The 14,002-nt window shown below is 59.2% G+C and carries 12 protein-coding genes and 2 pseudogenes; 10 read left to right on the plus strand and 4 right to left on the minus strand.

The features are described 5' to 3' along the window. A partial coding sequence (locus tag RMO18_RS18525) for a hypothetical protein (RefSeq protein WP_309667947.1) occupies positions 1–184 on the plus strand: 184 nt, incomplete at its 5' end. Positions 185–215: 31 nt separating this feature from the next. On the opposite strand, the gene nagA is transcribed toward RMO18_RS18525, so the two are convergent. From nagA to RMO18_RS18545, 4 genes are read right to left on the minus strand one after another with little or no spacing between them, the layout of a single operon-like run. Then, positions 216–1,367 carry an N-acetylglucosamine-6-phosphate deacetylase gene (gene nagA / locus RMO18_RS18530; protein ID WP_309667932.1) on the minus strand — a complete coding sequence of 384 codons (1,152 nt, stop codon included), beginning with the start codon at positions 1,365–1,367 and terminating at the stop codon, positions 216–218. Then, complete coding sequence (locus tag RMO18_RS18535) at positions 1,364–2,389, minus strand: SIS domain-containing protein (RefSeq protein ID WP_309667934.1); 1,026 nt, start codon at positions 2,387–2,389, stop codon at positions 1,364–1,366. Before RMO18_RS18535 ends, nagA begins: the two co-directional genes overlap by 4 nt. Beyond that, positions 2,386–3,156: a GntR family transcriptional regulator gene (locus RMO18_RS18540; RefSeq protein ID WP_309667936.1), complete on the minus strand. Its 771-nt coding sequence runs from the start codon at positions 3,154–3,156 to the stop codon at positions 2,386–2,388. Before RMO18_RS18540 ends, RMO18_RS18535 begins: the two co-directional genes overlap by 4 nt. Continuing rightward, positions 3,153–4,010, minus strand: coding sequence for a BadF/BadG/BcrA/BcrD ATPase family protein (locus RMO18_RS18545; RefSeq protein WP_309667937.1), 858 nt, complete (start codon positions 4,008–4,010; stop codon positions 3,153–3,155). Before RMO18_RS18545 ends, RMO18_RS18540 begins: the two co-directional genes overlap by 4 nt. Positions 4,011–4,190: 180 nt before the next feature. Here RMO18_RS18545 and RMO18_RS18550 point away from each other — a divergent pair, with 180 nt between their 5' ends. The 9 genes and pseudogenes from RMO18_RS18550 to RMO18_RS21160 form a co-directional block, all read left to right on the plus strand. Continuing rightward, positions 4,191–5,114 (plus strand): N-acetylmuramic acid 6-phosphate etherase, encoded by a 924-nt coding sequence (locus RMO18_RS18550; RefSeq protein ID WP_309667938.1) that lies wholly within the window; start codon positions 4,191–4,193, stop codon positions 5,112–5,114. Positions 5,115–5,124: 10 nt separating this feature from the next. Next, a complete protein-coding gene (locus RMO18_RS18555) occupies positions 5,125–6,378 on the plus strand; it encodes an ABC transporter substrate-binding protein (protein WP_309667939.1) in 1,254 nt (417 codons plus the stop codon). A gap of 63 nt (positions 6,379–6,441) precedes the next feature. Then, a complete protein-coding gene (locus RMO18_RS18560; protein WP_309667940.1) occupies positions 6,442–7,356 on the plus strand; it encodes a sugar ABC transporter permease in 915 nt (304 codons plus the stop codon). A gap of 9 nt (positions 7,357–7,365) precedes the next feature. After that, on the plus strand, positions 7,366–8,202 hold the full coding sequence (locus tag RMO18_RS18565; protein WP_309667941.1) for a carbohydrate ABC transporter permease: 837 nt from the start codon (positions 7,366–7,368) through the stop codon (positions 8,200–8,202). Next, complete coding sequence (locus RMO18_RS18570; RefSeq protein ID WP_309667943.1) at positions 8,199–9,221, plus strand: Gfo/Idh/MocA family oxidoreductase; 1,023 nt, start codon at positions 8,199–8,201, stop codon at positions 9,219–9,221. Before RMO18_RS18565 ends, RMO18_RS18570 begins: the two co-directional genes overlap by 4 nt. Positions 9,222–9,230: 9 nt before the next feature. Beyond that, positions 9,231–10,229, plus strand: a complete 999-nt coding sequence (locus RMO18_RS18575; protein WP_309667944.1) for a sn-glycerol-3-phosphate ABC transporter ATP-binding protein UgpC — start codon at positions 9,231–9,233, stop codon at positions 10,227–10,229. 79 nt (positions 10,230–10,308) lie between these two features. Next, positions 10,309–11,016, plus strand: a pseudogene (locus tag RMO18_RS18580) (IS6 family transposase). A 777-nt stretch (positions 11,017–11,793) separates the two neighbouring features. Beyond that, positions 11,794–13,521, plus strand: a complete 1,728-nt coding sequence (locus RMO18_RS18585; protein WP_309667946.1) for a sulfatase-like hydrolase/transferase — start codon at positions 11,794–11,796, stop codon at positions 13,519–13,521. A gap of 135 nt (positions 13,522–13,656) precedes the next feature. Then, positions 13,657–13,893 (plus strand): annotated as a pseudogene (locus tag RMO18_RS21160) (IS6 family transposase); the annotation flags it as partial. Between the last annotated feature and the right edge of the window lie 109 nt (positions 13,894–14,002).

A 14,002-nucleotide genomic window follows, 5' to 3' on the forward strand; every position in this document is an offset into this window, starting at 1 on the left:
GTCTCACGCCCTGCGAATACATCTGCAAAATCCCGACATCAGAGCCGGATCGATTCATCCTAAACCCGATCCAACAGATGCCGGGACTGAACAGTTAGGGCTGGGATATCTGAGACCGGTTCGCATTCGTCTGACAGCACCCGCCGCCGCTCTCAACGAGTTGCGTCAGCTCTGCGCAGCCTGACGCCGAACGGGTTTGGGTAAACAGAGACTGGTTAGCACTTGTCTGATTCCACCAGTTTGCCGGCCTGCCAAACCGCACCGAGCTGCCAATCTGCGTTCAGATGGATCAAATGCGCCGAGCGGCCGGGTGCCAGATACCCGTACGCATGCGTCGCCGAAATGACCCCAGCAGGGATGGACGTGGCCATCGCCAAGGCCCGCGCCGGAGCGGTGCCAACGGTTTCCACCATGGTTTTCAACGCCTGCGGCAGCGTCAGGTCGGCACCGGCCAGGGTTCCATCCGGCAGTGTCAAGCGACCGGCATGGCGGCTGATCAGTCGTCCATTCAGCACGATCTGCTGAAGGTCGGACCCGGCGAACGCCATGCAATCGGACACGAGGAAAAGGCCGCTTGCCTTGGCGGCAAGGGCGATCCGAAGGGTCGCAGGGCTGATGTGAATGCCATCAGCGATCAGGCCGGCGACGGAGTTACCCTCAAGAACGGCGCCGACCAGTCCGGGCGCGCGGTTGCCCAGCTGGCTCATCGCGTTGAAAAGATGGGTGGCGCAGCGCGCCCCTGCGGCCATCGCAGCCCGGGCCGTTTCATAGTTGCAGTCGGTATGACCCAGACTTACCACCACTCCGGCGCTTGTCAGCGTGGCAATCTGTTCGGGGCTGGCGTTCTCTGGCGCCAGGGTGACCATCAGTGCGGGCAGGTTTCTAGCAGCATCGCAAAGCCGCGCCACGTCCTCGGCTGTCATCGGGCGGATCAGCTGCGGATCATGCGCGCCCTTGCGGCGTGGGCCAAGATGTGGCCCTTCAAGGTGCAGTCCCAGAAAGCCGGGAATCCTCGCCTGAGTGGCCGCGATGCCTGCCGCGATGACACGGGCTGTGGCGTCAGGCGAATCTGTGATCAGCGTCGGCAGAATGCCGGCCGAGCCAAGGCGCAGATGTGCGGCACAGATACGCTGCAAGACGGCAAGATCGGTTCCTCCGTCAACCATCAACCCCGCGCCACCATTCACCTGCAGATCCAGCAAAGCCGGAGCCAATATGCCGCCCTGCAGCGCCACTCGGTTTCCCTTAAGCGATGGTGCGTCGCGCTGGACGGATGTGATCGTGCCGGACTCGATCAACACGACATGGTTGTCCAGCAGTCGTTCGCCGTCAAAAACCTGCGCGCCTGACAGGATCTGCATGCTCATATGGTTTCTGTGACTTTGCGCAGATGAGGCGGCGTGTCGGGGTCAAGGCCCCTGCGCCGCGCCAGAGATTCGATGAAGCCGTAGAATCCTACGATCAGGGCAAGTGGTGCCACTATCGGATGAAGGCCAGACACCGATGGCAGAGTGATGGCGCCTTTCGCAACAGCACCGGTCAAAAAGACGTCAGCGCCCTGGCCCGACAGCCGCTCGGCAGTTGCCACCAGTTGCGGCAGAGCTGCATCGTCAACTCCCAACGCGAAAACCGGGAAACCCGCTTGCACAATTGCGGCCGGTCCATGTAGCACTTCAGCTGCGGAGTAAGCTTCGGCATGCAACCCACAGGTTTCCTTGAACTTCAGCGCCGCCTCGCTGGCGATGGCAAAGGCTGGCCCGCGACCCAACACATAAAGCGATTGCGCTCGCGACAGCCGCGCGGCCAGCGGCGACCAATCCAGCGAAAGGGCCTTACTGAATGCCTCCGGCAGGCCCGCGACTGCTGCCTGCAGGCCCTTGTCCTGACGCCATTCGGCCAGCAATGACAGGCCGGCAAGGGCCGAGGTCACAAAGGTCTTCGTGGCCGCGACGCTTTTTTCGACCCCGGCTTGCAACGGCAAACAGTGATCGGACACCGCCGCCATCGGAGCATCTGCGAAATTGGTGATGGCGATGGTCAACGCACCGCTTGCCCCTGCCGAGCGCATCATTTCCACAATATCGGGACTGCGACCCGATTGCGAAATTCCGATGCAGGCTGCCCCGTTCAGTCGCAACGAGGCACCGTAGATCGAAGCGATGGAGGGCCCGACCGAGGCGACGGGCACCCCTGCCGCCAACTCAATGCAATACTTCAAATAGGTCGCTGCATGGTCAGAGGACCCCCGTGCCACCGTGACGATCAAGCTGGGATCACGGGCGCGCAGTGCTGCGGCCGCCGCCAGGACAGCAGACCGCGAGTCGGCCAAGAACCGGGCGGAGGCCTGCGGGATTTCTGCGACCTCCATGGCCATAAAGCTTGGCGTCATTCGGCATTCCTTTCGACATCATTTGCGATCTTCAACTCAACAGCCAGATCATAGGCATCGCCGCGGTAAACGGATCGGGTGAATTCCACCACCCGACCTGATGCCAAGTAAGAGATCCGTTCGATCTTCAAGCTGGCGGCATCTGGACGTACGCCCAGAAGCTCGGCATCACGAACGCCCAGATTGGCGGCGGAAATGCGCTGCACAGCCCGAACCGGCCTGAATCCGCGTTCTTGCAATAAGGCGTAAAGCGATATGGTGACCGAAGCGGGGTCGGGTAGAATGGTGCTGGACAAGGCCGCACGTTCGATTGCCAGCGGCAGGCCATCGCAGCGACGCACCCGTTCCAACCGCGCGACCCGATCTTCGGAGCCGAGGCCAAGTGCCATGACCTCTTCGGGGGCGGGAGAGAACAGGCCGCGGTTGATCCAGACGGATTCCACGACCTTTCCCCGCCGCAGCATATCTTCGGTGAAAGATGTGAGGACGGATACCGCCGGTTTCACCAGCTCCACGCGTTCGGCGACGTAAGTGCCAGAGCCACGCCGTTGAACCAACTGACCGGACGCGACAAGCGATTGCACGGCCTTGCGGACGGTGACGCGGGAAAAGCCGGTCATCTGGGCAAGATCGCGCTCGGCGGGCAGGCTGTCACCAGGCGCCAAGACTCCGGAGGCTATGGCGTCACTGATGCGCCGATGCAATTGCAGGTAAAGCGGGCCGGAACCGGCGCCACCAAAGCTGGCTGCGGCAAAGAGGCCGCTCATGCTGGGCGCTCTTCATGCCGGGCCAGCCATAGCGCACCATCCAGTCCGCTGCCAAGCGCGGGTCGAATGTTCCATCGGTTGGCAAAGCGCGGTGCGATGTTCAGACCAAGACCGCCTAGAAACACCACAGGTACAGCCGGTTCGGGCTGCAGTACCGCGATCGAGGCCGTGATGTCTGCGTCCGCCTGGGTCATCAAGGTTTCGGCGGTCGGATCATCGGAGCCCACAATCCTGCGCGCGAAGTCGGCAAAATCGACCGGGCGGGCGGTCAGACCGAAAGCAATCACGCCTTCAGCGCCGCCAAGTTCATCAAGGATCGACTGCAGCAAGGGCGTCATGGGGAAAAGGCCGTCCACCGCCCTTAAGCTGGCCGCCAACAACGCCCGACCAAGCCAAGCGCCACTGCCTTCGTCGCCCAAGACAAGCCCGTGGCCACCAATAATGGTGATGCTGCCGCCCAATTGGCGTGCGAAGACCGATCCGGTCCCTACTGCCGCCACGATACCATCGCCATCTCGCAGCGCGCCTTTCAGCGCGATCATCGCATCCGATTCCACGCGCAACGCCGTAAATGGCAGACCCGCCCGGAGCCGCGCGACGCTTGCGGTGACATTGGCCCCGGCGAGGCCCATAACGACACGCAGTCGCGGCAACTCTGCCGTTGCAGCAGCACTTCCGACCGCCTGCGCCAGCGCGTTTTTCGCAACGGCAAGGATATTTCCCAAAGCGGCATCCGGATCTGATGCAATGTTGGCGGGCCCTCCTTCTGCCCGCGCCAATATCTGACCATCGGCATCGGCCAAAGCCGCCCGACACCCGGTTCCACCGCCATCTATTCCAAGTATCAGCCGCATCGTGATTCCCTTGCCTGCGCGTGCCTGCAAGCTACCAAAGAAGTACCAAATGGAAAAGGGTATCTCGCCGTATTAGCAACGCATTGTTTACGTTGTATAAAAATATGTGACGTCTCTGATTTAAGATCGCGCTTTACAGTTGGTATTCTTTTGGCATTATTCAAGCGCAGGGGGAATCAAATGACTGACCGCGCAACGGAGAGGCAGCATCCAAGTGCGCCGGGGCTTCACGCGGCCGCGGCGCAAGATGTGTTCGAGCGTTTGCTCGATGCCCAGATTGCCGCGCTTTCCGCCATCCGCCCGGCAATCCCGGCCTTGACCTCTGCCGCCGAGGCGGGCGCAGATGCCCTGCGCCAAGGCTGCAAGGTGGCCTATGCCGGTGCCGGGTCTTCGGGGTTGATGGCTTTGGCGGATTGCCTGGAATTGTGGGGCACCTTTGGTATTCCGGTTGACCGGACGCCAATGCTGTTTGCCGGCGGCGCTGCGGCGCTATTGCACATGACGGGTGCGGTTGAGGATGATCCGGCACAGGCCATTCCAGATCTCATGCGCGCAGCTTTGGGCACGGGCGATGCGGTGATCTGTGTTTCGGCCTCGGGCAGCACCCCCTACACTTTGGCAGTGGCGCAAGGTGCCAAGGCGCGCGGGGCAAAAGTGATCGGCATTTCCAACGTCTCGGGATCGGAGTTGCTGGAACTGGCTGATTTCCCGGTTCTGCTGAACACCGGACCAGAGGTGGTTGCCGGATCGACGCGGATGGCGGCTGCGTCGGCACAGAAGGTTGCGCTCAACATGCTTTCGGTGCTTGTCGGAATTCGCCTTGGCCATGTGCATGACGGCTATATGGTGAATGTGGTTGCCGACAATGCAAAGCTGGTTGATCGCGCGGCCCGCATCGTGTCCGCCGTATCGGGGCAAGACCTTGCTTTGGCCCGCGAGGCCCTGCGTCAAAGTGAAGGTGAAGTGAAGCCTGCTATCCTGATTGCTTTGGGGGCCAAACCCGAGCAAGCCTTGACGCAGTTGAAGGCCAGCGACGGGCATTTGTCGCAAGTGCTGGCGAAGAATCCAGCAAACAATTCAACCGGGCGAATGACCCGACAATAGGGAGACGACAATGACGACCAAGACCCTGCGTATCGCCTTTCTGACCAGCACCCTGCTGGCAGGTATGGCCCATGCCGAAGATGTCACGCTGACCATCGAATCCTGGCGCAACGACGACCTGGTGATCTGGCAAGACCAGATCATTCCGGCCTTTGAAGCCGCAAATCCTGGCATCAAGGTTGTTTTTTCTCCGTCGGCACCGGCGGAATACAACGCCGTTCTGAACTCCAAACTCGACGCGGGCTCGGCGGGCGATCTGATCACCTGCCGCCCCTTTGATGCGTCGCTGGACCTTTACAGCAAAGGCCAGTTGGCCGACCTGACCTCACTCGCCGCAATGGCGAACTTTTCGCCTGTGGCGAAATCCGCGTGGCAGACCGATGATGGTGCCGCAACCTTCTGCGTGCCGATGGCATCGGTGATCCACGGCTTTATCTACAACAAGGACGCCTTCGACGCCTTGGGCATTGCGGTTCCCACGACCGAGGCCGAGTTCTTTGCCGCCCTCGACAAGATCAAGGCGGACGGCACTTACATCCCGATGGCCATGGGCACCAACGACCAGTGGGAAGCGGCCACGATGGGTTACAACAACATCGGGCCGAACTACTGGAAGGGCGAGGAAGGGCGCCTTGCCCTGATCAAGGGCGAACAGAAGCTGACCGATCCGCAATGGGTGGCCCCCTATGCCACGCTGGCAAAGTGGAAGGATTATCTGGGCGACGGCTATGAGGCGCAGACCTATCCCGACAGCCAGAACCTGTTTACCCTTGGCCGCGCCGCCATCTACCCGGCCGGATCGTGGGAAATCAGTGGCTTCAACACCCAAGCCACCTTCAAGATGGGCGCTTTCCCGCCACCGGTTCAGGCAGCCGGCGATACCTGCTACATCTCGGACCACACCGACATCGGGCTGGGAATGAACGCGAAAACGGCGAATCCGGAAGCGGCCAAGGCGTTCCTCGAATGGGTAGGCTCGGCTGAATTTGCGACGCTTTATGCCAATGCGTTGCCGGGCTTCTTCTCGCTGAATTCAAGCCCGGTCGAGATGACGGATCCGCTGGCGCAAGAGTTTGTGTCATGGCGTGCGAAGTGCCAGTCTACCATCCGCTCGACCTATCAAATCCTGTCGCGTGGCACGCCGAACCTTGAAACGGAAACCTGGAATGGTTCGGTTGCCGCGATCAAGGGCACCGAGGCTCCCGAAGCCATCGGCGCACGGCTGCAAGCCGGGCTGGCATCCTGGTACGCTCCCCAGAAGTGATGCCTTGAGGCGGCCCTTTGCGTGCGGGGCCGCCTACCCCCCCTTTCAGGTCTGGAGGTTCGCATGCCTGCCAAGGCTTTCCGTTGGCATATCCCGGTGTTTCTGGCGCCAGCCGTGCTGGTCTATACCGCGATCATGATTATCCCGCTGTTCGGCACGCTGAACCTTTCGCTTTACAATCTTGAGGGGCAGAACCGGATTTTCGTGGGCCTTGCGAATTTCAGGACCTTGTTCGGCGACCCGCAGTGGTCGAACGCCTTTTGGAATGCGCTTGGTAACAACGCCTGGTTCTTTCTGGTGCACATGGTTGTCCAGAACCCGATCGGGATCTTGCTGGCCGCAATTCTGTCAAGCCCGCGCCTGCGGATGGCCGCGGCCTATCGCACCGCGATCTTTGTGCCCGCCATCCTCAGCTTTGTCATCGTCGGCTTTGTATGGAAGCTTATCCTGTCGCCGATCTGGGGCATAGCACCCGGGATGCTGGATTGGATCGGGCTGAAGTCGCTTTACCTGCCGTGGCTCGGCAAGGAGGAATATGCGCTGACGACGCTGGCACTGGTTTCGGTCTGGCAGTTTGTCGGCATCCCGATGATGCTGATTTATGCTGCCCTGCTGAGTATTCCCGAAGAGGTGCTGGAGGCCGCCGAGATGGACGGAATCACCGGCGTCGGTCAATTCTGGAAGATCAAGCTGCCGCTGATCCTGCCGTCCATTGGTATCATCTCGATCCTGACCTTTGTCGGCAATTTCAACGCCTTCGATCTGATCTATGTGGCCCAGGGCGCGCTGGCCGGGCCAGACTATTCTACTGATATCCTTGGGACATTCCTCTATCGCACGTTCTTTGGGTTTCAGCTGCAACTTGGCGATCCGCATATGGGTGCCACCATTGCGACGGCAATGTTCGGGATCATTCTGGTGGGTGTGTGCTTCTATCTCTTTGCCATCCAAACGCGGCTGCGCCGCTATCAGTTCTAGGAGCACGAGATGGCCACGCGCGTGCCTCTGACCCGCAGCATTGCTGCCCATGGCATCCTGATCGCCTATACGCTGATCTCGCTTTTCCCGGTGTTCGTCGTCATCATCAACAGCTTCAAATCGCGCAAAGCCATCTTTGCCGATCCCCTGGCGGTGCCTACAGCCAGCACGTTTGACCTGATTGGCTATACGACTGTTCTGAAGCAGGGCGATTTCTTCCAGTACTTCCTGAACTCGATGGTGGTGACAGTCGGCAGCCTGTTCTTCGTGCTGCTATTCGGCGCGATGGCGGCCTTTGCGCTCAGCGAGTATCGCTTCAAGGCCAACACGCTGACCGGGCTTTATCTGGCGTTAGGCATCATGATCCCGATCAGGTTGGGAACTGTCGCGATCTTGCAGATGATGGTGGCGGCGGACCTGGTGAACACCCGGACTGCGCTGGTCCTGGTCTATACCGCCCAGGGCCTGCCCTTGGCGGTGTTCATTCTGTCAGAGTTCATGAAGCAGGTGTCGGATGATCTGAAGAACGCCGGCAGGATCGACGGTCTGTCAGAATACCGCATCTTCTTTACGCTGGTATTGCCGCTGGTTCGGCCCGCGATGGCCACGGTGGCGGTGTTCTCGATGATCCCGATCTGGAACGACCTTTGGTTCCCGTTGATCCTTGCCCCGGCCGAAGAGGTCAAGACCATCACGCTTGGCAGCCAGATCTTCATCGGGCAGTTCGTCACCAACTGGAATGCCGTGCTGGCCGCCCTGAGCCTTGCCATCATCCCGGTCCTGGTACTTTATTTGATTTTCTCGCGTCAGTTGATACGCGGCATCACCGCCGGGGCCGTCAAATGATCCGGGTTCTGGTGGCCGGGCTGGGCAACATGGGGCGCAGCCATGCGCTGGCCTATCATCACAACCCGGCGTTTCAGATTGTGGGGTTGGTCAACCGATCGGTACCGGACTTGCCGACAGAACTGCAGGGCTATTCGATCAGCGCCGACTATTACGAGGCTTTGGCGCGGCTGAAGCCCGATCTTGTTTGCGTGGCCACTTATTCTGACAGCCATGCGGATTATGCCTGTGCCGCCATGGACGCGGGCGCAGATGTCTTTGTGGAAAAGCCGCTGGCAACGACGGTGGCCGATGCGCTGCGGGTGCAGGCCAAGGCCCTTGAAACCGGTCGCCGTGTGGTGGTTGGCTATATCTTGCGGCATCATCCAAGCTGGATCCGCCTGATCGCCGAGGCGCGGGCATTGGGCGGGCCTTATGTGTTCCGGCTGAACCTCAACCAGCAATCGTCAGGCCCAACCTGGGATGTGCACAAGGCGTTGATGCAAACCACTCCGCCCATCGTCGATTGCGGCGTGCATTACGTTGATGTGATGTGCCAGATCACGGATTCGAAACCGCTGGAGGTCCGCGGCATGGGCTTGCGCCTGAGCCACGAGATCGCCCCGGACATGTACAATTACGGCCATTTCCAGGTGCTGTTCGACGACGGCTCTTTGGGTTGGTATGAGGCGGGCTGGGGCCCCATGATGAGCGACACCGCGTTCTTCGTGAAGGATGTGATCAGCCCGAATGGTGCGGTGTCGATCCGGATGCCGGAAAGCGCACGGTCTGATGACATCGATACACACACCAAGACCTCGCTGCTGCGGGTGCACAAGGTGGCGACCGGCGACACGGATATCTCGATGGCCGACGAACCCGGCCATCAACAGCTTTGCGATCGCGAACAGGCCTTCGTTGCCCGCGCCATCACGGAAAAGCTTGATCTGACACGACACATCCAGGACGCTGTCCAATCGCTTGCAATCTGCCTTGCGGCGGATCAAAGCGTGCGGTCTGGCAAGCCTGTCATTCTTTAGGAGGCGGCCATGGGTGCCCTGACGCTGACCAACGTTACAAAGTCTTTCGGGGCAACCGATGTGATCAAAGGGGTTGATCTGGCGGTAAACGACGGCGAATTCTGCGTCTTTGTCGGGCCGTCTGGCTGTGGAAAATCCACGCTGCTTCGGATGATCGCGGGGCTGGAAGACTGCACTGACGGCGAAATCCAGATCGACGGCAAGCGGGTGAACGAAGTGGCACCGGCCAAACGTGAACTGGCGATGGTCTTTCAGTCCTACGCGCTCTATCCGCACCTGACGGTGCGGGACAACATGGGTCTGGCGCTGAAACAAGCCGGCTTCTCAAAGGTGGATATCGGCAAGGCCACGGATCGCGCTGCGGGAATGCTTGCACTGGAGCCGCTTTTGGCGCGCCGCCCGTCCGAGTTGTCAGGCGGGCAACGCCAGCGCGTCGCGATTGGACGCGCCATCGTGCGCACGCCCAAGCTGTTCTTGTTCGATGAGCCTCTGTCGAACCTCGATGCTGCGCTGCGCGTTGCAACCCGGATCGAAATAGCGCGTCTGCACCGCGATCTTGGGGCCACGATGATCTATGTGACGCACGATCAAATAGAAGCAATGACGCTGGCTGACCGGATTGTGGTTCTGCGCGCGGGCAAGGTCGAACAGGTCGGCGCGCCGATGCAGCTTTACAACGACCCCGACAACACCTTCGTTGCCGGTTTCATCGGCTCACCGCAGATGAATTTCCTCAAGGCCGGGGCTTTGGGGATGCGATCGGACACGATGGGCGTGCGACCCGAACACATCACGATTGCCCGCGAACCCGGCCAGATGCCCGGCAGAGTATCGCATGTCGAAAAACTGGGTGGCGAGACCTTGGTCTATGTGAACGTGCCGGATCAGGGTTTGCTGACCGTACGGCTGTTTGGCGAGCATAGTTTTTCGGTTGATGAAAACGTGCATGTGACGCCCGATGCCAATCGCGCCCTTCACTTCGACAAGGCAGGATTGCGCCTTCGATAATGACGTCGCGGGTGCTTTCGGCGGGCAATGTCAGAGGAACTTTCTTGCCGTCCAATTTTCGTGCGGTCTAGCCTCAGGCATGACAAAACCCAACCCCTTTCGGTGTTTCAAGACCAGCCCCGAGATCATCCGCCTGGCCGTGATGATGTTCGTTTGCTGCCCGCTTTAGCTTGGGAACGTCGAGGACCCGCTAGGTGAGCGGGGGATCGACATAAGCCACGAAACCGTGAGGTACTGTTGGAACAGGTAAGGCCCGATGTTTTCCGCCGAGATCCGCGGCAAGCGTGTCGAGGCGATGCGCGCCCATCGCCACTGGCGCCGGCACCTGGACGAGGTCTACGTGAAGATCGACGTCGTGACACACTACCTTTGGCGGGCGGTTGATCACGAGGGCGAGGTGCAAGAAAGCATCGTCACCAGGAAACCAGATCGCAAGGCCGCATTGAAATTCCTGAGGAAATCGATGCGCCGGCGCGGCCGGCCAGAGCGCATCGTCACGGATCGCCTTCGGTCCTATGGCGCCGCCCTAACGGACCTTGGCCGCCGCGACGACCGCGAGACGGGACGCTGGCACAATAACCGCGCCGAGAATTCGCACCTGCCGTTCCGGCGACACGAGCGGGCGATGCTGCGGTTTCACCGCATGCGAAGTCTGCAGAAGCTCGCCTCCCTCCATGCCTCCGTCAGCAACCGCCTTCTGACCGAGCGCCACCTCCAAGATCGCAACACCCACAAGATGATCCGCGCCGCCGCTCTCGCAGAGTGGGGCGGCCTTCTCGCTGCCTGATACCGAGGCGGGGTAGCGGTAACGGAGACTGGTTCACATTCGTCTGACAGCACCGATGCGCAGGCTGCGGCGTTTCGCTCTGCTGTCTCTCAACCGTTAACCGCAGCCGTCAGCGGATCTTGGAGCGAACTGGGTCAACGTCCAACCTTCTCAACAGCGCAATCCAAGCTCGGTCAACTCGCACCGGCAACTCCGCTCTCGTTTCTCCGGGCTCTGTTGACGGCCCCCTCAGGACGCATATTCCGGATTTGAACGGTCAAGGCCGAGGCGCAGCTGGGCAAAGTGAAAGCGCGCCATGTCGCGGCAGCCTTCCCAGCCATCGGAAACGCGATGCGCGACGTTGTTCGACAGGATGTTGAGCGGCTGGCCGGTTCCGTAGGCAAGCAGCAGCGTACGGCAGCATCTTCATGGGGCGGCTCGCTCCGGTGAAAAGAGAAAGCCTAACCCGCCACAGGACTGCCCAGCAGCGTCAGATCCTCACCCAGACAGGGTGACCGGATGCCCCGGAATCGGTGACCGGATCAGATTGGAATGGGTGACCGGATCAAATCGGAATCTCTGACCGGATCGCCCCGGAATGCGCACCGTGACTGAAGTCGTGGGATGAGTCCGTCCGGGGATTGGGGACAACGTCCTTTAACTGATCTGTGCAACACGGCCGCCCAATCCGCTAAAATTCGGACGTATTGGTGCACTCAACTGCCAACCGGTGCACGAGACACTTGATCGGCAGGCAAAATCCGCATACTTGCCATCAAGCGGCACGTCACTTGGGGAATGTCGGCCAAAATGCCCAATGGAACCATGAATCGCCAAATGCACGCATCGCTCGCCATCGTCAGTCGCATTAGGTCTGGCCTGGCCCCGTACAGAAGCAATCTTCTAATCGCTGCGATATGCATCATGCCGATTTCGCTACTCGACCTGACCTTTTCATATGCTTTGAATGAAGACTATGCTTTTCACCTGACGGCCCTTTCCAAAGCAAGCTTCTGGATCACCTTCCTATTTGTTTTCATTGCGATCTTCGCAGGCAGAGTAATCTTCTGGACATTCCTTTCGATCATTCCAGTCTTTTCGATCTTTCAAATTGTAAATTTCGAATACTTCGGCAGCTATATTCTGCCGATCCATTTCATCCAGCTCTTGCCAGATTTCTTTCTCATCATGTCGGAACTTGTAAGCGTGGTTGGAGAGATCCTGCCGATTGTCGTTATTGGCGGGTTGATGCTGCTTCTGTATTTCGGAGCGTTATGCTGGCTGTCGTACAGCCGAGCCATCCAGCCAAGGGCGACATTCCTTATCATCGCAATTCTTGCCGGTGATTTAGTGGGCAATTACGCATTCATAAACCATAACAGCAGCAAACTGGGCGAGCCTTCCTTCAACGCCCTCTTTCCGACCACCAATAATCTGGGGATTTTCAACTTTTACAAGTCAGCGCGATTTCTGGTGGTCGGGATACTACCTGACCGCCTGACCGGGGCTGGGAACGATTATCCCGCGCTTCCGGAACCCGTCGCCGAAACATCACCAGACGTCAATATCGTCCTGATCATCAATGAATCCGTGCGCGCCGAAAATCTGTCCATACTCGGCTACGAACTCAAGACCACACCAGGGCTCGAGGCGATCCATGGCCTATATGCCTCGACAATCTACGCGGCCGGAACCATGACGCGCACGTCATTCACGGCCATAATGAACCGGCTGAAGTACCCCGGGCTTGGCAAGCAGTTCGTGTCGCAATCCAATTGCCTTTTCCGCCTTGCAAAGCAGAACGGTTTCAAGACACACTTCTTCTATGCGCAGGGGCGGAAGGCTGCTGATACCCTGTTACCCTACATGTGCGCCAACTATCTCGACTCTGTCTTGGTCGACACCGATGCTCCGATCGAACACCGTGACTATGACGAAAGTCTGAACTATCTTCTGGAAAACATTGATTTCAATGAGAAGCACTTTCTTGTCATCGGGCTGAATGGTGCCCATTCGCCCTACGCCAACAAGTCGCCTGACTCTTTCAAACAGTTCCCTGATGAGTATGACAACGCCATCTTATACTCCGATCATGTGATTTCCCAACTCATCGAAACTCTGCAACAGCGCAGCGCCAAGCCGACCTACATCCTGATCACCTCTGACCATGGCGAGCTTCTGAAGGGTGAGGATGACCGACGCGGGCATGGCTGGTTCAAGGGAAAAGTCGTGAAGGTGCCGTTCCTCTTTCTTTCGGTGAATGACCCTTCGCCTGATGAGGTCAGGCAGGCAGTGGAAAGGGTCCGGTCGCATTTCGACATTGCGACCCTGACGCTCGGTTTGCTCGGCTATGACGTGACTGTGGAAGACCCCGAAAACAAGGAAATCTACATCAACGGCTCGGACTTGTTCGGATTGGCCGGGCAGATGCGCCTTCGGTTTGAAGGAACAATGCTGAAGTCGGTCGAGCCGATCAACAGCGCCGAGGCTATGCCGAAGGTCGCAGAGTTTTCGCTTGAGAACTGACTGATCGCTGGTCAGCAGCAAGCGTAGGGTCGGGTTTCAGCCCAACCCTCTAGCCAACCACCCCAAAGCGACCCTGACGGCACTGTCAGAAGAAAGTTCGTTGAGCTCGACAAGGCGTCCGGATAGGTTCGCCGGATGACAAAGCGCTCACCCTTCCGCTACTTCAAGACGTCCTCCGAGATCATCCGCCTGGCCGTGATGATGTTTGTCCGGTTTCCGCTTTAGCTGCGAAATGCCGAGGACCTTCTGCATGAGCGCGGGATCGATATCAGCCACAAGACTGTGCTCTTGTGGCGGCGCAGGTTTGGGGTGTTTTTTCAGCCGAAGCCTAGGGAACCATGCTCAGAGAAGGCTGATTTTTATAGTCAATATGTTACGCCCCAGAGATGGGGTGGATGCCGCTCTCCCCTGACGGCATCGCGATGTGCCAAATTCGTGGTGTCGAAGCACAAACTGAAGGAGAGGGCATACATGGGAGAAG

The sequence above is a fragment of the Tabrizicola sp. genome, assembly GCF_031377265.1.
Lineage (GTDB): Bacteria > Pseudomonadota > Alphaproteobacteria > Rhodobacterales > Rhodobacteraceae > JAUYQR01.